Here is an 18,052-nt window from a genome sequence, read left to right as displayed (position 1 = left end):
CGCTCGCGCCTACCAGTTGTATTTCGCGCTGGCCAGCACGGTCCGCTCGTTGCCGAACACGCACACCGCGTACGACTGGCAGCCGCTCACGTAGCGCCGGTCGAACAGGTTCGCGACGTTCACCGCGAAACGCCAGCGCGGCAGTTCGTAATGGATCGCGAGGTCGTAAAGCGTCGCGCTCGGCACCGTCAGCGAGTTGTCCGGCGCGCCCGCCGATGCGCTCTGGTAGCGCACGCCGCCGCCGACGCCGAGGCCCGCCAGCGCGCCCGTATGCCAGGTCCAGTCGGCCCACATCGACGCGATCTGCCGCGGCAGCGGCACGGACACCGGCCAGTGGTTCAGCGACGCGTCGTTCGCCTGCACGTTCTTGACGTCCTGATACGCATACGACGCGACGATCGACAGCTCGCGCGTCAGCTTGCCGACCGCGCTCAACTCGATGCCGCGCGAGCGCACCTTGCCGGTCTGGACCGACGTCGTGCCGGTCGGGTCGAGATTGACCGGCGTCGGTGTCACGACGTTGGTCTGGTCGATCCGATACACGGCCGCGTTCAGCATCAGGTTCCGGCCGGGCGGCTCCCAGCGCAGCCCGGCCTCCGTCTGCGCGCCGCGAGTCGGTTTCGGCAGGCCGCCGCCGAACATCCGCACGCCGATGACCGGATCGAACGACGTCGAATAGCCGACGTACGGCGACAGCCCGGCGTCGCCGCGATAGGTGAGCCCGACGCGCCCGGAGAACGCACTGACGTCCTGCTGCGCGTGCGTGCCGGCGGCGCGGTCGTCGAACCGCGCATTCACGACATCCTCGCGGCCGCCGAGCGTCAGCGTCCAGCGCTGCCAGCGGATCTGGTCCTGCGCGTACACGCCGACCCCGTTCATCGCCGTGTACTGATCGACGTGGCCGAGCGACGTCGGGCCGGAGAAGATCGCGGCCGTCACCGGCCGATAGACGGGGTGGTACAGGTCGAGCGACGGCGCGAGCGCGAGGTACACGCTGTTGGTCGTCGTCTGCCGGTCGAACTGCACGCCGAACAGCAGCGTGTGTTCGAGCGGCCCCGTGCCGAAGCGCGCCTGCGCGTGGTTGTCGATGTCGAGCCGGCTGTAGTTGAGCTGGAACAGCCCCGCGAAACGCATCATGTTCGTCGTGCTGCGCGGCGCGAGGCCGTTGCCGAACACCGTCGCATCGTCGAGCGACAGGTGCGACCAGCGCACGTCCTGATGCAGCGTCCAGATCGCGTTCACGCGGTGTTCCAGCGCATAGCCGAGCGACCATTGCTTCTTGCGGTAGTCGTTGAACGACGGGTCGCCCATGTAGCGGTCCTGCGACAGGCGGCCGTTCGGGTTCGGCAGCACCGTGCCAGATGCGGGCAGGAAGTTCGACGAGATGTCGCCGCTGTCCTGCAGGAACGTCGCGGAAACCGTCAGCGACGTGTCCGCGTTCGGCCGCCAGCGGAACGACGGCGCGAGCGCGACGCGCCGGTCGCCGTTCGGGCCGGTCACCGCATTGCCGTCACGCGCGACGCCGACGAAGCGGTACGCAGTCCTACCATCGGGATCGAGCCTGTCGCCGACGTCGAGCATCGCCTGCTTGCGCGCATCGTTGCCGATCTGCACGCCGGCTTCGCGCACGCGCTCGCCGTCGGCCAGCTTCGTGTGCGCGTCGACGATCGCGCCGGGCTCGCCTGCGCCGTACAGCACCGACGTGGGCCCGCGCAGCACCGCGATCGAATCGATCGTGTACGGATCGACGCGCCAGTTCGCGATCACGGCCGTATCCGGCGCCGGCAGGCCGTCGACGTAGAGCGTCGGCGTGAAGCCGCGCAGCGCCGCATACCAGTCGGTGCGGCTGTCGGCGCCGAACGTCGCGAAACCGGGCACGTAGCGCAACGCCTGGTTCAGGTCGGTCGCGCCGGTCATGTCGATCTGTTGCGCGGTCACGAGGTTGACCGTTTGCGGAATCTCGTCGATCGGCGTGTCGGTCTTGGTGCCGGTAGCGGTGCGCCGCCCGACGAGCCCGATCGACGATGCGTCGGCCGGCCCCCGCACGTCGATGGCCGGCAGCACGGCCGCTGTCGCCGCCGGCGCCGATGCCTGCGCGTACGCGCCGCCCGCGGCGGCCACGCACAACGCTCCGCCGGCCGCGATCGCTGTCGCGCGCCGCCCCGCCCCTGTCTCCGTCCACATCGTGTCGATACTCCGTCGTGCTGGGTTGGCCCGTTCGGCCGGATCGGCGGACCGCGTGTCGCCGCGGTCCATCCGGTGGTGTCGTGTTTGCCGTGCCGGCGAAGGCTGTGACGCACGGATCGGCCGGATGCATCGGCCGATTGCGTCGTTCGCGAGCGCAGCGATCATACCGGCCGAACGTGGCGCGGTCTTTAAAAAAAATCGGCTCGGCGACGGCGGCGGCACGCGGATTGCTCGTCGCCCGAACCGCATCAGGAACCCGGCGCAGCCGGGCATCGACGTGACACGCACATCCGGCAGGATTCACATCGGCATTTCGGGCTGGCGCTACCCCGGCTGGCGCGGGACGTTCTACCCGCCCGACCTGAAGCAGGCCAAAGAGCTGCGGTATGCCTCGGGCCACATGCAGACGATCGAAATCAACGGCACGCACTACAGCTTGCAAGCACCTGACAGCTGGCGGCGCTGGTACGCCGACACGCCGCCCGGGTTCGTGTTCAGCGTGAAAGGCTCGCGCTACCTGACGCACATGCTGCGCTTTCGCGACGAAACGGCCACGACCGCGTGCGCGAATTTTTTCGCGCAGGGCCTGTTCGCGCTGAAGGACAAGCTCGGGCCGCTGCTGTGGCAATTCCCGCCGTCGCTGCGGTTCGATCCGGTGCACATGGAACGCTTCCTGAGCCTGCTGCCGCACGACACGGAAGCCGCGCTCGCGCTGGCCCGACGGCACGATGCGCGCGTGCGCGAGCCCTATCTGCAGATCGACCGCAAGCGCGCGTTGCGTCATGCGGTGGAAGTACGACACGACAGCTTCGTGGATCCGGCGTTCGTGAAGCTGCTGCGCCGCCACAAGGTCGCGCTCGTCGTGTCGGATTCGACCGAGGCGTGGCCGCACTTCGAGGATCTGAGCGCGCGGTTCGTCTATATCCGGCTGCACGGCACCGAAACGAAGTATTCGGGCGAATACGCCGATGCGGCGCTCGAACGATGGGCGCGCAGAATCGAAGCGTGGAGCCGGGGCGCGCAGCCCGACGATGCGCGTCTCGCCGCACCGGCGCTGAAACCACCGCGTGCGGCGACGCGCGACGTGTACTGCTATTTCGACAACGACACGAAAACGCAGGCGCCGTTCGATGCCGGGCGGCTCATGGCGCGGCTCGGGCTGCAGGCGCACGATGCGGCGCCGGAATGAAACGTGCGGCCAAATGCGACCATCGGGACGCCGGTCCGGCCCCGCATGCCCGGGCCCGGAATATGCTCGTCCACTCGCGAATCGCGCCTCCATCGCGCCCCCCGCGCGGCCGGTAAATTTTGCACGGCCGGTCACCCGCGCCATGGGCCAATACTGCAAGGAGAAAAACGATGACCCTGCTTATCTACCTGGTCGGATGGATCATCTTCATCGGTGGCGTCGCGTGGGGTTTGATGACGCTGCACGTCGCTCAATACGTCATCGAGATCGTGGCCGTCATCCTGTTCGGGATCGCGGTCATCACGGGCGCGACGCGCGCGAGGAATCGCGACCGGTCGTAGCGCGGCGCGGATGCCGCGATCCCTGCGGACAGCAGGGTAGGCCGCGCAACAGGCCGGCCGCTTCTCGCGCACACGTTGCAGCTGCAACTGCCGCATGAAGCCCATCGACACGGTCAATCGAGGTGTTCCGAATCGCCTGCGAGCCGCTCGTTCAGCACGCGCGCGTCGGCCTGCCGGTCCAGCGACAGGCACATGTCGCTCAACGCGTCGACGCGCGCACTGTCGAACACCGTGCTTGCCAGCGCACGATATTTGGCCAGCAGCGCCGCATCCGGTAGCGGATTGCGCGGATCGCCGAGGGCGATCGGAACGTGTCGCGATTCCCGCGTCCCGTTCGCGCGCTGCAGGATCACCGTCGGCTCGTCGAGATCGCCGAGCGCCGGATCGACATCGACCGTGATGCGCGCGAGCAGCGCAGTCACGCTCGGGTCGGTGCGCCGGTCCGCACGATAAGCGTCGATCCCGGTGTCGCCGAACACGAGCGCCGCCGCAACCGCGTACGGCAGGCTCATCTGCGCGGACGACAGCGTCGACAGGTCGCGGCCGCCGCACATCCGCGCAACGAACGCGCTCGCCCGCACCGTCACCCGTTCGATCTCGCCCGCCGCGAACGTGCGGCCGTCCGCGAGTTGCAGCGCCGCGTCGACCGCCGCATGCGCGCTGCGGCACGACGCGTGCGGCTTGATCGAGCAGCGCATCAGCTTCCAGTGCGCGCCAAGACCGTCGGTCAACGCGTCGGGCGCATGCGACGGCGCGGCGAACGTGTTGAAGAAGCCGCCCCACACGTCGTCGAACACGCGGGCGGGGCCGCTCACGCCCTCCCGGGCAAGCAACGCCGCCAGCACGCCGCCTTCCGCCGCACGCCCGGCGTGCAGCCGCTTGGTTTGCGATCCGTCGTGAATGAAGCTCCACAGGCCGCCGGCGAAGCTCGCCGCATGGCCCAATGCGTCACGCGTGCGCACGGCGTCGAGTCCGAGCACGCGCGCGCTCGCGGCGGCCGCGCCGAACACGCCGCAACTGAGCGTCGAATGCCAGCCCGCGCCGTTATGGGCCGAGTAGCCGCCCGCCGCCTCGAGCACGCGCCGACCGACGTCGTATCCGAGCACGATCGCCATCACGCATTCTCGGCCCGCGACCGGTTGGCTGGCGCACGACAGCGCGGCCAGCACGGCTGGCAGCACGACGGCGCCCGAATGATCGCAGCCGCCCGAATCGTCGAGCTCGAGTGCGTGCGCGGCGATGCCGTTGACGAACGCCGCGTCGCGCGCACTCGCGCGCCGCCGCGTGCCCCATAGCGACGCACCGCCGCGGCCAACGGCGCCGGTCAGCGCACGGGCGCTGCGCGTCTCGACGGCCGACGTGCCCGCCAGCGCGGCGCCGAACGTGTCGAGAACATGACGCGTGGCTTTCGCGACGACGTCGTCCGGCAATGCATCGGCGGAAGTCCGTGCGACGAATGCCGCGAGCCGCGTCGCGCGCGCTTGCGTGTCCGTCGTCATCGTGCCGCCTCGTCTGCCACGCAGCGTGCGAACACGTCGACCGGATGGCCCGGGTCGTTGACGGGTGCGTGCGCATGCCACCAGCGCGCGATGTCGTGCCCCGTCGCAAACCACGCATCGCCGGTGCCGCGCAAGTGCGCGAGCAACGCGTGCAGCAAAGCGATCCGGCCGGCCGTGCCGATGATCTCGGGATGCAGGCGCAACACGCAGCACAGCCCGAAACGCCTGAACCCGTCGACGTCGCGCCGCCAGTTGTCGAGCACGTCGCGGTACGCGGCGATGCGCGGCTGGCCTGCCGGCACGGGCGGCGACAGGTTGAACTCGAAATACGGTTCGTCCTCGAGCTCGTAGTGCAGCGGCAGTTCGACGAGCCGTGCGCCCTTCACGTCGCCGTCGCTACGCGGATGCACGTAAGGCAGATCGTCGCCGCGCCAGGACGACGACCACGTGAAACCTTCCGCGACGAGAAATTCGGCGAAGCCGTCGGCCCAGTTGCCGGTGAACGAGCGAAAGCCGTGCGCGTCGCGACCGGTCGCGTCCGCGAGCGCCGCACGCCCCGCGCGGCACGCGTCGATCTGGGCAGCGAGCGGCAATGCATCGAAATCCTCGCAGCGATAGCCGCTCACGCCGAGTTCGTGGCCGGCCGCGGCAATCTCGCATACCGTGCCCCGATGCGTTTCGGCGACGGCGCCGGGCACGAACCAGCTCGTCGGCACGCCGAACGCGTCGAACGCCGCAAGCAGCCGGTCGACACCGCGCGTCGCGCCGTAACGCCAGACCGACAGCGATTTCTCGCGGCCGACGATACGCGGTTCGCGCGTCTGGATGCCATGAATGTCGTTGAAGTCGACCGTGATCGCGACCGCGTATCGCGCGCCGCCCGGCCATGCAGGAAGGTGGGTCACGTGCCGCTCCGTTGCGTGGGCGCCGCCTCCCGCGCGGCCTGCCCGAGCCACCAGTCGGCGACATCGCGGCAGCGTGCGAACCATACGCCGTCCTGCGCGCGCATGTGGTCGAGCCAGGCATCCAGCAGCGCGATGCGTCCCGGTTTGCCGCACACCTTGGGATGAAGAAGCGTCGTCAGGCACAGCCCTTCACGGTATACGCCGTCGAATTCGCGCGTCCAGTTGTCGAGCGTCGCGCCGTAGCCCGCGATCCGGTCGAGCCCGGCCGGGTAGTCGGGATTGCGGTGATACGCGAGCGACGCGTAGTCGTCGGTCTCCCAGCGGCCGGGAATCTCGACGAGCGGCGGCTCGCCGTCCTCGCCGTGCAGCAGGTACGGCCGGTCGTCGCCGCGCATCGAGCTCGAATAGCGCACGCCCGCTTCGCGCAGCACGGCCACGGTCGCGGCGCTCCAGTCGCCGGACGGCGTGCGGAACCCGACCGGCCGCACGCCGAGCGTGCGCGCGAAGATCTCGGCCGATTGCGCCATGATCTCGCGCTGCCGATCGGGTTCGAGCGTCCAGAACGCTTCGTGCCGGTAGCCGTGATAGCCGATCTCGTGGCCGCGCTCGACGATCGCCGCGCATTGCGCGGGCCACGTTCGCGCGACCCAGGCGGGCACGAAGAACGTCGCGGGCAACGCGAAAGAGGCGAGCAGGTCGAGCAGCCGGCCGAGCGCGCGCCACGGCCCGTAGCTGCCGAGCGTGAAATACGCGGGGTTGCGCCAGATCGACCCGTTCAGCATCGCGTCGCCGGTCGGGCCGTCGAGATCGAACGCGAGCGCGACGCATGCGCGCTTCGCGTCGGGCCAGCGGGGCGCCAGGTCCGTCATCGCGCGCTCAGTGGGTGCCGTTGATCATCGCCTTCGCCACCGCGTGTTCCTGCAGCCCCCATTTCGCGAGCAGCTTCCGGTACGAGCCGTCCGCGATCAGCTGGTCGAGCGCCGCCGTCAGCGCGCTGCTCAGCGCCGTGTTGCTCTTCGCGACGCCAATGCCCGTGTATTGCGACAGGAACGGCTTGCCGACCGGCGCATACGCGTTCCGCTCGAGGCTGTTCTGGTACGGCAGCGTCTCGCCGCCCTGCACCGCCGCGTCGATGCGGTTCTGGCGCAGCTGCATCCGCGCATCCGACGAGCCGTCGGTGCCCACCACCACGATCGGCGGCTTGCCGGCCTTCACGCAGTTCTCCGCGCTCCATGCGGTCGTATTGTCCGGGAACGACGTGCGCCGGCTCGACCCCACGCGCTTGCCGCACAGCGCGCTCATCTGCGCGAACTCGCCGGCGCGTGCCTTCAGCACGTAGAACTGCGGGCCCGTCTCGATGTAGTCGACGAACGTCACCGCATCGCGGCGCGTCGGCAGGTCGGTCATCCCGGACAGGATCATGTCGACGCGTTGCGTCGCGACCGCGCTCATCATCTGGTCGAAGCTCGTCTCGACCCAGTTGAGTTTCGCGCCCATCTTCGCGGCAAGCGCCTCGCCGAGATCGACGTCGAAACCCGCGAGCTTGTCGGTCGCCGGATCCTTGTATTCGAACGGCGGATAGTTCGGCACGATCGCGACGTTCAGCGTGCGTTTCGCGGCCGCGGGGGCGGATTGCGCGACCGAGAACGTCGCATGAAGCGCGAGCGCGCCGAATGCGGCGGCAGCCAGCGTGCGGGTCAGGACGGATGCTTTCATGGGGTGTCGCCTTGTCGTTGTGGGCTTGTATCGTTGACGGAGGAATCGTTCGGGCGCTTCTGCACGGGGCGCCCGACCCGCTCAAGCAATCACCGCCGAAATGAAGTCGCGCGTGCGCGCATGGGTCGGCGCGGACAGCACCTGGTCCGGCGGCCCGCTTTCGACGATCCGGCCGCCGTCCATGAACACGACGCGGTCGGCCACCTCGCGCGCGAAGCCGAGCTCGTGCGTGACGACGATCATCGTCATCCCGCTCTTCGCGAGATCGCGCATCACGGCCAGCACTTCGCCGACGAGTTCGGGATCGAGCGCCGACGTCGGTTCGTCGAACAGGATCAGCTGCGGATGCATCGCGAGCGCCCGCGCGATCGCAACGCGCTGCTGCTGGCCGCCCGACAGCTCGACCGGAAACGCGTCGCATTTGTGGGCGAGCCCGACGCGGGCGAGCAGCGCGCGCGCCTCCTCCTCCGCTTGCGCACGGCGGCGCTTGAGCACCTGCACGGGGCCCTCGATCACGTTCTCGAGCGCCGTCTTGTGAGGAAACAGGTTGAAGCGCTGGAACACCATGCTCGTCGCCAGCCGCTGGCGCGCGACCTGGCGCTCGGACAGCGCGTGGAGCCGGTTGCCCGTGCGCCGGTAACCGGCCAGTTCGCCGTTGACCCACAGCGCGCCCGCGCTGATCGTCTCGAGTTGATTGATGCAGCGCAGGAACGTGCTCTTGCCCGAGCCCGACGGGCCGATGATGCACAGCACTTCGCCCTGTTCGACGTCGAGCGTGATGCCGTGCAGCGCCTGGAAATCGCCGTACGACTTGCGCACGTCGACCGCGCGAACGACTGCATTCGTCATGACGTTCTCCCGATAGTTGTGGATCGTGTCGTTCATTTTCGGCCCGCCGCGCGCCCCGCACCGCGTGCGAAGCGCCGTTCGACGCGGGCCTGCGCGAGCGACAGCACGGTGACGACCGCGAGATACCAGATGCCGGCGACGATCAGCAGTTCGATCACGCGGGCATTCGCGTAGTAGATGTTCTGCGCGTTGTGCAGCATCTCCGCGTACTGCACGACGCTCGCGAGCGACGTCAGCTTGACCATGCCGATCAGCTCGTTGCCGATCGGCGGCACGATCACGCGCATCGCCTGCGGCAGGATGATCCGGCGCAGCGCCTGCAGGCGCGGCATGCCGATCGATTTCGCGGCCTCGTACTGGCCTGTATCGACCGATAGCAGCCCGGCCCGCACGACTTCCGACGTATACGCGCCCTGGTTGATGCCGAGTCCGAGCACGGCCGCGAGGAACGGCGTCATCACGTCGACGGTCCGGTATTCGGCGATGCCCGGGATGCCGAGCGTCGGAAACACCAGCGCCAGGTTGAACCACAGCAGCAACTGCAGAATCACCGGCGTGCCGCGGAACAGCCAGATATAGCCCTGCGCGATCGCCCCGAGCACCGGGTTCGACGACAGCCGCATCACCGCGGTGACGACCCCGAGCACGACACCGACCGTCATCGCGAGGACGGTCATCACGATCGTGTTGGCGAGCCCCGTCAGGATCGAGCGCGCGGTCAGGAACTGGCCGACGACACGCCATTCGATCTGTCCGCGCGCGAACGCGGCGGCGATATAGGCAAGCGCGGCAACGATCGCGACCGATGCGACGTAGCGGCCCCAGTAGCGCCGGCGCACGCGCACGAGGACGGCCGTGTCGTCCGCGACCGCATCGGCCGCCGCCGGTGCGCCGTCGAGACGGCGGGAATCGGATGCGCTCAGCATGACGGCCCCCGGTAATCGGCCGCCCACGCGGCCTGGCGCTCGATTGCCTCGCTCAGGCGATCGATCTGTTCGCGCACGCGTACGGGCGACGTGCCGCCCGCCCCGCCGCGTGCGGCGACGGCCGCGTCGAGCGTCAGATGCGCGCGCACCGCCGGTGCGAGGCGCGTGTCGACGGCCTGCAACTGTTCGGCGCTCGCGTCGGCCAGCTCGATGCCGTCCCGCTCGCACGCGCGCACGAGCGTGCCGGTGATCTCGTGCGCCTCGCTGAACGGCACGCCCGTCAGCGCGAGCCAGTCGGCGACCTCGGTGGCGAGCGTGAAGCCGAGCGGCGCCTGGCGACGCATCTCGTCGACGTTCACGCGCATCGTGCGGATCATCCCCGCCATCGCCGGCAGCACGAGTTCGAGCGTGTCGATCGAATCGAACGCGGCGATCTTGTCTTCCGCGAGATCGCGGTTGTACGCGAGCGGCAGCGACTTCAGCGTCGCGAGCAGCCCCGTCAGGTTGCCGATCAGGCGCCCCGCCTTCCCGCGCGTGAGCTCCGCGATGTCCGGGTTCTTCTTCTGCGGCATGATCGAGCTGCCGGTCGCGTAGCCGTCGTCGAGTTCCACCCAGCGGAATTGTCGCGACGTCCACAGGATCACTTCTTCCGACAGGCGAGACAGGTTCACGGCGAGCATGCTGGTGACGAACACGAATTCGGCGACGTGGTCGCGCGCGGCCACCGCGTCGATCGAGTTCTCGCACGGCGCGTCGTAACCCAGCTCCCGCGCCGACAGCTCGGGCCGCACGCAGATCGCCGAGCCCGCGAGCGCGGCCGCGCCGAGCGGCGAACGCGCGGTGCGACGGTCCCAGTCGACCAGGCGATCGGCGTCGCGATACAGCGACTGCGCGTGGGCGAGCAATTGATGGCCGAACACGATCGGCTGCGCGGGCTGCAGGTGGGTGAATCCGGCCGTCACCGTGTCGACATGCCGGCTCGCCTGGCCGATCAGCGCATCCTGCAGGTCGAGCACGCCGCGCACGAGCCGGCGCGCCTTGTCGCGCAGATACAGGCGCAGGTCGTTCGCCGCCTGGTCGTTGCGCGAGCGCCCGGCGCGCAGCTTGCCGCCGAGCGCCGGCAGCCGCTGCGTGAGCACGCGCTCGAGGAACGTGTGCACGTCCTCGTCGGCGAGCGATGGCGCGATCGCGCCGGCGGCATAGTCGCGCGCGATGCCGTCCATCGCGTCCAGCAGTTGCGCGAGGTCGTCGTCGTTCAGGATACCCGCGCGGTTCAGTTCGCGCGCATGGGCCCGGGAGCCCGCCAGATCGTACGGCACGAGACGGAAGAAACTCGGATCGGAGCGGGACAGGTTCTGCAGCGCGTCGGACGGCGCCGACTGGAAGCGGCCGCCCCACAGGCGTTCGATCGGTTCGGTAAGGCTCATTGCGGTCGACCTCGACTCGGTTGGATTGCTCCCACTGTAGGCATTCAATTTTTTTTGTTGTAGCGAGAAATTGAATCCGTTTTAATGAAATTTTTCTCAGTATCGTCGCCCGCGACGTGCCCCGCCGATGCGCAACCGCCTGCCTCCGCTGAACCCGCTTCGCGCATTCGAAGCCGCCGCCCGGTGCGGCAGCGTGTCGGCCGCCGCCGATGAACTGCACGTGACCGCCAGCGCGGTCAGCCACCAGATCCGCATTCTCGAGAACACGCTCGGCATCGCGCTATTCGTCCGATCAAAGGCCCGCGTGAAGCTCACGCCCGAAGGTGAGGCGCTGCTCGAACCGGTCGGTACCGCGTTCGACATGATCGCGAACGCCACCGTCAGGCTCGATTCGCCGGCCGCCGCCGGCGATCTCGTCGTGTCGACGCCGCTGTCGCTGACGTCGCGCTGGCTCGCCCGGCACATCGGCGATTTTCTGGAGCGTTATCCGGGTATCCATCTGAAAGTGATTCCGTCGAACGACGATCGCGAAACCTATTCGGCGGACGTCGACGTCTGCATTCGCTACGGGGAAGGCAACTGGCGCAACCGGCGCGTCGAGCTGCTCGCGCATCCGGCGCTGTTCCCGGTCGTGAGCCCGGCGTTGATGAACGGGCCCGATGCGATCCGCAAGGTGCAGGATCTCGCGGGGCGGACGCTGTTCTGCGAGCATGCGGGCTCGTGGACGCGGTGGCTCGCGCAAGCGAACGCCGACAAGCTGCCGGGCATCCGCATTCTCGAAATCGGCAACGCGCACATCGGCGTCGAAGCCGCGGTGCACGGCCAGGGCGTCGCACTCGGCGACAGCCTGTCGGTGCGCGACGACCTGATCGACGGCACGCTCGTGCGGCCGTTCAGCGCCACGGTGCCGTCACGCCACGCGTACTATCTCGTCACGCGTCATGAACTGGCCGAGTCGCCGCTCGTGGCCGCGTTCACGTCGTGGCTGCGGGCACGCCTCGCGTGATACGCGTCGCCGCGCGCGGTGTGCTCACGCACCAAGGCTCGCGAGGTCGTCCCACACCATCACGATGTTGCGCGATCGCCAGACCGGCCCCGGATCGATGTATTCGCCGGCAGGCCGGCCATGCAGCGCCGCATAAAACGCGATCGCCGCGTCGTTGCCGTCGACGACGCTCAACGCCGCGCCCGGATACCGCAACCGGCCCAAATGCGTCGCGAGCCGCGCGAGCAGCTGGCGGCCGATGCTGCGACGCTGGAATCGGGGATCGACATACAGAAACTTGATCTCGCCACGGCCGTTGAATACCGGATCGGACGGCGCGCCGGCGGCCCCGATGCCGACGATGCTGCCGTCGATCTCCGCCACCAGCACGAGCGGGTTCCCGTCGTTCGACGACAGCTTTTCATTCCATTGTCTGCGGCGATAGTGTTCGTCGAGAACGGCGTGCGCGTCGGCCGGCGCGAGATCCCGATAGGTCTGCCGCCAGACCTTGACATGAAAATCGGCGATCGCCTGCGCATCGCCGATCGTGGCGGACCGGATGGATAGGCCAGTCATTGAGGACGCTCCCGGAGGCATCGCGCCGACGGGCGCGATGTGCACGACGGATTGTGGACGATCCGTGCAACGCTGTCGAACGACCTTCGTGGCCGCGCGATCGAGCGGGCCGACCCATCGCGCCGCCCTCACCCCCGCCCGCGGCGCATCCTGAGCGTCGCCGACGGCGATTCGCCGAACGCCCGCTTGTACTCGATCGCGAACCGCCCGAGGTGCGCGAAGCCCCATTTCAGCGCGACGTCGGTGACGGACGCGAGCCCCGGCGTATCGTCGGCCAGCAGTTCGTCGCGCACATGTTGCAGCCGCAACTGCCGCACGAAGCCCATCGGCGTGATCCCGTGGCGATTGCGGAAGCCGGCGAACAGCGTGCTCGGGCTGACGCCGGCGAGTTCGGCGAGCCGTTCGATCGTCAGCGGCTCGTCGAGATGCGCGCGGATGTATTCCTCGACGCGCCGCACGTAGAACGGCGCGAGCGGCGCCGGCGCGGAACGGGTGCCGTTGCGCGCGGTGTTCGGGTGGCCGTACAGCAGCAGGTTCAGCAGCGTCGATTCGAGCTGCTCGAACGCGAGCGGATGACGCAGCGGATGCGCGTCCGTCGCGATCGCGCCGGCGAGCACCGGCAGCACCTGCGCGAGACAGACGCCCTGCGGCGACGACAGGTCGAACGCCGGTTCGAATTCGACGCTCGCGCGCCGGTCCCCGCCGAAATGCCGCTGCGCGTGGCGCTCCATCACGTCGCGCTCGATACGCAGGATGACTTGCGGACACGCTTCGCCCCATCGCATCCGGAGCGGCAGCGTGGGCGACAGCAGCGACGCCGTGTCGGGCGACGACACGAAGCGCGTCGCGCCGCATTCGATCTGGGCGTCGCCGCGCAGCGGAATCTGCAACAGATAGAAATGCTCGAGCGGCCCCGGTTCGATCGACACCTCGCCACCGTAATCGAGCAGGTTCAGCGACAGGTTGCCCCAGCGCGCATGGTGCATGCAGCTGTGCAGCACGCGCGATTCGCCGGTCGGCGTGAGTCGATGCGGCTTGAAGACGTCCGCCACGCGCGCACGCACCTCGTCGACGTCGTTCGACTCCAGCAGCAGCGTGCCGTGATTGAAACAGGCGGCTTCACCCAGCCAGCCGGTTTCGGAAAATTGCGCCATCGAAGTTCTCCCGTCGTGCTCGATCGCACTCGCGCCGTGCATGCATTCCCGATCTCGGGGAATGCGTCGCACGATCCGGACAGCGCCCGGAGCATCCGGACAATCCGTCCCACGAAACACGCAAGTCCCGCGCAAGCCACGCAAGAAGCGGACCGTTCGCGCATCGTAGAAAACTGTGCGGGCTGTCCGCATCCGCACATACCCGCAGTCGCCCACGGCCCGCCGGCTCGCGGCGGCCGCTGCCGCAGGTTTCCGGAATTCGCGGATACCGGCCGAAGAAAGCGGATAGAAACGCCCATTTCGGCCGCCAATACTGGGCCCATCACCGAAACCAACAGCACGGAGGGACAGATGAACGGACGTCACATCGAGATTCCATCGCCGGACGGCGGCGCGTTTCGCGCGTACCTGAGCACGCCGGCCGGCGGCACGGGGCCGGGCATCGTGCTCTGTCACGAGATCTTCGGCGCGAACGCGACGATGCGGGACGTGGCCGACTACTACGCCGAGGAAGGCTACACGGTGCTCGTGCCGGACCTGTTCTGGCGCCAGTCGCCCGGCATCGAGCTCGGGTATGCGGCGGCCGATGTCGAGCGCGCAATGGCCCTTTATCGCGAATTCGACGAAAACAACGGTGTCGACGACGTCGGCGCCGCGCTGGACGCGCTCCGCCAGCGGCCGGAATGCACGGGCGAGGCCGGCGTGCTCGGCTACTGCCTCGGCGGCAAGCTCGCGTATCTCGCCGCATGCCGGCTGCCGGGCGTGGCGGCGGCGGTCAGCTACTACGGCGTGGGCATCGAGCATGCGCTGGACGAAGCGGCGCACCTGCACGGGCGGCTCGTGCTGCAGATCGCCGCGCAGGACCGTTTCTGCCCGCCCGACGCGCAGCAGCGCATCGCGGCTGCGCTGGCCGGCCGCGACGGCGTCGAAGTCTACGTCTACCCCGGCGTCGACCACGCGTTCGCCCGCGCCGGCGGCGATCATTACGACCAGGCCGCCGCGGTCATGGCCCACCAGCGCGCGATCGCCGCGTTCCGCGCCGCGCTCGGCCCGCACTACGACCTGTCCGCGCTGTGGGAAACGCATCTGCAGCACGAGTTCGACACGCGCAACGTCGACGCGACGATGGCCACGATGGTCGCCGAGCCGTACGTCAACCATATTCCGACGCTGACCGGCGGCGTCGGCCATGACGAGCTCAAGCGCTTCTACACGCATCACTTCGTGCATGCGAACCCGCCCGACACGACGATCACGCCGATCTCGCGCACGATCGGCGCGAGCCAGATCGTCGACGAGCTGCTGTTCTGCTTCACGCACACCACCGAGATCGACTGGATGCTGCCGGGCGTCGCGCCGACCGGCAAGCGCGTCGAGATTCCGCTCGTCGCAATCGTCAAGTTTCGCGGCGACAAGCTCTATCACGAGCACATCTACTGGGATCAGGCGAGCGTGCTCGTGCAGATCGGCCTGCTCGACCCGTCAGGCCTGCCGGTCGCGGGCGTCGACACGGCCCGCAAGCTGCTCGACGTCACCGTGCCGTCGAACGGCCTGATGCGCCGCTGGCGCGACAGTGCGCCGTCCACCGGTGCGCACTGACGCGGCCCCACCCTCACCCCCATGATTCCCGGAGACACCCCATGAATGCCCTTGCTGGCAAAGTCGCGCTCGTCACCGGCGGCGCCACGCTGATCGGCGCCGCGGTTGCACAGGACCTGAGCCGCGCCGGTGCGTGCGTCGCGATCCTCGATCTCGATGCGGACAACGGCGCACGCGTAGCCGCATCGCTCGGCGAACGGGCGCTGTTCATCGCGCTCGACATCACGGACGACCGTGCGATCGAGCGCGCGATCGCGACGATCGTCGAACGATTCGGCGCGATCGACGTGCTCGTCAACCTCGCGTGCAGCTATGTCGACAACGGCATCCACGCGACCCGCAACGACTGGCTCGCGGCGATGGACGTCAACGTCGTGTCGGCGGCGATGCTCGCGAAGGCCGTGCATCCGCACATGGCGCGGCGCGGCGGCGGCGCGATCGTGAATTTCAGCTCGATCTCCGCGCAGTGCGCGCAAACCGGCCGCTGGCTGTATCCGACCTCCAAGGCCGCAATCCGCCAGCTCACGCGCAGCATGGCGATGGATCTCGCGCCCGACCGGATTCGCGTCAACTCGGTGTCGCCCGGGTGGACCTGGTCGCGCGTGATGGACGAGCTCACGCACGGCGACCGTGCGAAGACCGATCGCGTCGCCGCGCCGTTCCACCTGCTCGGCCGCGTCGGCGATCCGTCGGAAGTCGCGCAGGTCGTCACGTTCCTGTGCAGCGACGCGGCGAGCTTCGTGACGGGCGCCGACTACGCGGTGGACGGCGGCTATGCCGCGATGGGCCCCGAACAGGCGGTGCCGGCGATTCCGCGGCTCGCGGAGTGACCGTTTCGCGTCGCCCCTTCACGCAATCATTCGGCCGCCACGCGGCCAACCAAGGACACTCCCATGAGACGCATCGCTATCGTAGGCGCCGGCCAGTCCGGCCTGCAACTCGCCTTCGCCCTGCTCGACCAGGGCTACCACGTCACGCTCGCGACCAACCGCGACGCGGAGCAGATCCGCTCCGGCAAGGTCATGTCGAGCCAATGCATGTTTCACACGTCGTTGCAGATCGAGCGCGATCTCGGCCTGAATACGTGGGAGGAAGCATGCCCGTCCGTCGAAGGCATCGGCATCGCGGTGCCGCACCCGGACGGCCACGGCCGCAAGGCGATCGACTGGTCGTCGCGGCTGACCCGCTACGCGCAGTCGGTCGACCAGCGCGTGAAGATGGCCGACTGGCTCGACGGCGTCCGCCGCCGCGGCGCGGACGTGCGCATCGCCGACATCGGCGTGCCCGAACTCGAGGAACTGGCCCGCAGCCACGATCTCGTGCTGCTCGCGGCCGGCAAGGGCGACATCGTGAACCTGCTCGGCCGCGACGATGCGCGCAGCCCGTTCGATCGTCCGCAGCGCGCGCTGGCGCTGACCTACGTGAAAGGGATGACGCCGAGCGAGCCGTATTCGCGCGTGCGCTTCAACCTGCTGCCGGGCATCGGCGAGTACTTCGTGTTTCCCGCGCTGACCACCACCGGCCCGTGCGAAATCATGGTGTTCGAAGGCATCCCGGGCGGCCCGCTCGACTGCTGGGCCGACGTGAAGACGCCCGAGCAGCATCTGGACCGCAGCCTGTCGTTCCTGCAGCAGTACGTACCGTGGGAATACGAGCGCTGCCGCGACGTCGCGCTCACCGATCCGAACGGCACGCTGGCCGGGCGCTTCGCGCCGACCGTGCGCAAGCCGTTCTTCCGGCTGCCGTCGGGCCGCACCGTGTTCGGGATGGCCGATGCGGTGGTGGTCAACGATCCGATCACCGGCCAGGGCTCGAACAACGCCGCGAAATGCGCGAACGCGTATTTCGACGCGATCGTCGCGCGCGGTGCCGCACCGTTCGGCGAAGACTGGATGCACCAGACGTTCGAAGGCTACTGGGCGTATGCGCGGCACGTCGTGCGCTGGACCAACTCGCTGCTCACCCCGCCGCCGCCGCACATCCTCGAACTGCTCGGCGCGGCCGGCCAGTTGCCGTCGCTCGCGAAAACGATTGTCGACGGTTTCGACGATCCGCGCCGGTTCGCGCCGTGGTGGTTCGAACCGTCGGCGTGCGCGGCGCTGATCCGCGAACACAGCGTGCGTGCGGAGTGAGCGCCATGGACACGACCGTTACCGACCGTCCGGCCCTCGACCCGATGCAGTTGCGCGCCGCGTTCGGGCAGTTCCCGACCGGCGTCACCGTGATCACCACGTGCGCTGCCGACGGGCGCAAGGTCGGCCTCACCGCGAATTCGTTCTCGTCGCTGTCGCTCGATCCGCCGCTCGTGTTGTGGAGCCTGCGCAAGCTCGCGCCGAGCCGCCCGGATTTCGTCGCGGCGACCCACTTCGCGATCAACATCCTCGCGCACGACCAGATCGACCTGTCGCGCCGCTTCGCGACGCCCAGCGCCGACAAGTTCGACGGCGTGCCGCACGCGGATTCGGAGAACGGCGGCGTGCCGTGCCTCGACGGCGCGAGCGCGCGCTTCGTGTGCCGCAACGTCGGCCACTACGAAGGCGGCGACCACCTGCTGTTCATCGGCGAGATCGAGCAGTTCGACGCCTTCGGCAAGGCGCCGCTCGTGTTCCATGCGGGCCAGTATCGCGCGATCGCCGATCATCCCGATCTTTCACGCTCCATTTAATTAGTACATACAATCAAATAGCCAAGAGGTGGTG

General features: G+C 68.7%; 17 protein-coding genes. 7 read left to right on the top strand and 10 right to left on the bottom strand.

All coding sequences use genetic code 11. The features are described 5' to 3' along the window. Positions 1-9: 9 nt before the first annotated feature. A complete protein-coding gene (locus HWX76_RS13550; RefSeq protein ID WP_176015923.1) occupies positions 10-2,184 on the bottom strand; it encodes a TonB-dependent siderophore receptor in 2,175 nt (724 codons plus the stop codon). Positions 2,185-2,464: 280 nt separating this feature from the next. Between HWX76_RS13550 and HWX76_RS13545 the strand changes: the two genes are divergently transcribed. Together HWX76_RS13545 and HWX76_RS13540 are read left to right on the top strand one after the other, a co-directional pair. After that, positions 2,465-3,376 (top strand): DUF72 domain-containing protein, encoded by a 912-nt coding sequence (locus tag HWX76_RS13545; RefSeq protein WP_176015922.1) that lies wholly within the window; start codon positions 2,465-2,467, stop codon positions 3,374-3,376. A 170-nt stretch (positions 3,377-3,546) separates the two neighbouring features. After that, entirely contained in the window at positions 3,547-3,717 is a 171-nt protein-coding gene (locus tag HWX76_RS13540; protein ID WP_167351632.1) for a hypothetical protein, read from the top strand. Between the two features lie 113 nt (positions 3,718-3,830). Here HWX76_RS13540 and HWX76_RS13535 read toward each other — a convergent pair whose 3' ends face one another. The 7 genes from HWX76_RS13535 to argH all read right to left on the bottom strand — a co-directional run bounded on the left by HWX76_RS13535 (position 3,831) and on the right by argH (position 11,039). After that, positions 3,831-5,216, bottom strand: a complete 1,386-nt coding sequence (locus tag HWX76_RS13535; protein ID WP_176015921.1) for an MmgE/PrpD family protein — start codon at positions 5,214-5,216, stop codon at positions 3,831-3,833. Continuing rightward, entirely contained in the window at positions 5,213-6,121 is a 909-nt protein-coding gene (locus HWX76_RS13530) for a polysaccharide deacetylase (RefSeq protein ID WP_239469036.1), read from the bottom strand. The genes HWX76_RS13535 and HWX76_RS13530 overlap by 4 nt, the downstream gene beginning before the upstream one ends. Then, complete coding sequence (locus HWX76_RS13525; protein WP_176015919.1) at positions 6,118-6,990, bottom strand: polysaccharide deacetylase; 873 nt, start codon at positions 6,988-6,990, stop codon at positions 6,118-6,120. The genes HWX76_RS13530 and HWX76_RS13525 overlap by 4 nt, the downstream gene beginning before the upstream one ends. A 7-nt stretch (positions 6,991-6,997) precedes the next feature. Then, positions 6,998-7,837, bottom strand: a complete 840-nt coding sequence (locus HWX76_RS13520) for an ABC transporter substrate-binding protein (protein ID WP_176015918.1) — start codon at positions 7,835-7,837, stop codon at positions 6,998-7,000. Between the two features lie 81 nt (positions 7,838-7,918). Then, positions 7,919-8,722 (bottom strand): amino acid ABC transporter ATP-binding protein, encoded by an 804-nt coding sequence (locus HWX76_RS13515; protein ID WP_050015301.1) that lies wholly within the window; start codon positions 8,720-8,722, stop codon positions 7,919-7,921. Continuing rightward, the gene (locus HWX76_RS13510; RefSeq protein WP_124630128.1) at positions 8,719-9,612 is read right to left on the bottom strand and encodes an amino acid ABC transporter permease; all 894 of its coding nucleotides are present in this window, start codon (positions 9,610-9,612) and stop codon (positions 8,719-8,721) included. The genes HWX76_RS13515 and HWX76_RS13510 overlap by 4 nt, the downstream gene beginning before the upstream one ends. After that, positions 9,606-11,039 carry an argininosuccinate lyase gene (gene argH, locus HWX76_RS13505; RefSeq protein ID WP_124555445.1) on the bottom strand — a complete coding sequence of 478 codons (1,434 nt, stop codon included), beginning with the start codon at positions 11,037-11,039 and terminating at the stop codon, positions 9,606-9,608. The genes HWX76_RS13510 and argH overlap by 7 nt, the downstream gene beginning before the upstream one ends. Before the next feature lie 127 nt (positions 11,040-11,166). On the opposite strand from argH, the gene gcvA reads away from it, so the two are divergent. After that, complete coding sequence (gene gcvA, locus HWX76_RS13500; protein WP_089490044.1) at positions 11,167-12,045, top strand: transcriptional regulator GcvA; 879 nt, start codon at positions 11,167-11,169, stop codon at positions 12,043-12,045. A gap of 24 nt (positions 12,046-12,069) precedes the next feature. Here the strand turns inward: gcvA and HWX76_RS13495 are convergent, their stop codons facing one another. Both HWX76_RS13495 and HWX76_RS13490 read right to left on the bottom strand, forming a co-directional pair. Continuing rightward, positions 12,070-12,600, bottom strand: coding sequence for a GNAT family N-acetyltransferase (locus tag HWX76_RS13495; protein ID WP_176015916.1), 531 nt, complete (start codon positions 12,598-12,600; stop codon positions 12,070-12,072). Positions 12,601-12,728: 128 nt separating this feature from the next. Further along, positions 12,729-13,754 carry an AraC family transcriptional regulator gene (locus HWX76_RS13490; RefSeq protein ID WP_124630126.1) on the bottom strand — a complete coding sequence of 342 codons (1,026 nt, stop codon included), beginning with the start codon at positions 13,752-13,754 and terminating at the stop codon, positions 12,729-12,731. Between the two features lie 351 nt (positions 13,755-14,105). On the opposite strand from HWX76_RS13490, the gene HWX76_RS13485 reads away from it, so the two are divergent. The 4 genes from HWX76_RS13485 (at position 14,106) to HWX76_RS13470 (ending at position 18,018) form a co-directional block, all read left to right on the top strand. After that, positions 14,106-15,353, top strand: a complete 1,248-nt coding sequence (locus tag HWX76_RS13485) for a dienelactone hydrolase family protein (RefSeq protein WP_176015915.1) — start codon at positions 14,106-14,108, stop codon at positions 15,351-15,353. A 41-nt stretch (positions 15,354-15,394) separates the two neighbouring features. After that, entirely contained in the window at positions 15,395-16,183 is a 789-nt protein-coding gene (locus HWX76_RS13480) for an SDR family oxidoreductase (protein WP_050015314.1), read from the top strand. Positions 16,184-16,246: 63 nt separating this feature from the next. Then, entirely contained in the window at positions 16,247-17,485 is a 1,239-nt protein-coding gene (locus HWX76_RS13475) for a styrene monooxygenase/indole monooxygenase family protein (RefSeq protein ID WP_176015914.1), read from the top strand. 5 nt (positions 17,486-17,490) lie between these two features. Then, the gene (locus HWX76_RS13470; RefSeq protein WP_050015318.1) at positions 17,491-18,018 is read left to right on the top strand and encodes a flavin reductase family protein; all 528 of its coding nucleotides are present in this window, start codon (positions 17,491-17,493) and stop codon (positions 18,016-18,018) included. Positions 18,019-18,052 lie beyond the last annotated feature (34 nt).

Source organism: Burkholderia sp. BCC0398 (genome assembly GCF_902833245.1).
In the GTDB taxonomy this organism is placed as follows: domain Bacteria; phylum Pseudomonadota; class Gammaproteobacteria; order Burkholderiales; family Burkholderiaceae; genus Burkholderia; species Burkholderia sola.
This window is presented reverse-complemented; position numbering and strand designations above follow the sequence as displayed.

Coding starts and splice junctions, on each gene's coding strand:
- HWX76_RS13550 (WP_176015923.1), bottom strand. CDS start 2,184: ATGTGGACGGAGACAGGGGCGGGGCGGCGCGCGACAGCGATCGCGGCC.
- HWX76_RS13540 (WP_167351632.1), top strand. CDS start 3,547: ATGACCCTGCTTATCTACCTGGTCGGATGGATCATCTTCATCGGTGGC.
- HWX76_RS13535 (WP_176015921.1), bottom strand. CDS start 5,216: ATGACGACGGACACGCAAGCGCGCGCGACGCGGCTCGCGGCATTCGTC.
- HWX76_RS13525 (WP_176015919.1), bottom strand. CDS start 6,990: ATGACGGACCTGGCGCCCCGCTGGCCCGACGCGAAGCGCGCATGCGTC.
- HWX76_RS13520 (WP_176015918.1), bottom strand. CDS start 7,837: ATGAAAGCATCCGTCCTGACCCGCACGCTGGCTGCCGCCGCATTCGGC.
- HWX76_RS13515 (WP_050015301.1), bottom strand. CDS start 8,722: ATGAACGACACGATCCACAACTATCGGGAGAACGTCATGACGAATGCA.
- HWX76_RS13510 (WP_124630128.1), bottom strand. CDS start 9,612: ATGCTGAGCGCATCCGATTCCCGCCGTCTCGACGGCGCACCGGCGGCG.
- argH (WP_124555445.1), bottom strand. CDS start 11,039: ATGAGCCTTACCGAACCGATCGAACGCCTGTGGGGCGGCCGCTTCCAG.
- gcvA (WP_089490044.1), top strand. CDS start 11,167: ATGCGCAACCGCCTGCCTCCGCTGAACCCGCTTCGCGCATTCGAAGCC.
- HWX76_RS13495 (WP_176015916.1), bottom strand. CDS start 12,600: ATGACTGGCCTATCCATCCGGTCCGCCACGATCGGCGATGCGCAGGCG.
- HWX76_RS13490 (WP_124630126.1), bottom strand. CDS start 13,754: ATGGCGCAATTTTCCGAAACCGGCTGGCTGGGTGAAGCCGCCTGTTTC.
- HWX76_RS13485 (WP_176015915.1), top strand. CDS start 14,106: ATGAACGGACGTCACATCGAGATTCCATCGCCGGACGGCGGCGCGTTT.
- HWX76_RS13480 (WP_050015314.1), top strand. CDS start 15,395: ATGAATGCCCTTGCTGGCAAAGTCGCGCTCGTCACCGGCGGCGCCACG.
- HWX76_RS13475 (WP_176015914.1), top strand. CDS start 16,247: ATGAGACGCATCGCTATCGTAGGCGCCGGCCAGTCCGGCCTGCAACTC.
- HWX76_RS13470 (WP_050015318.1), top strand. CDS start 17,491: ATGGACACGACCGTTACCGACCGTCCGGCCCTCGACCCGATGCAGTTG.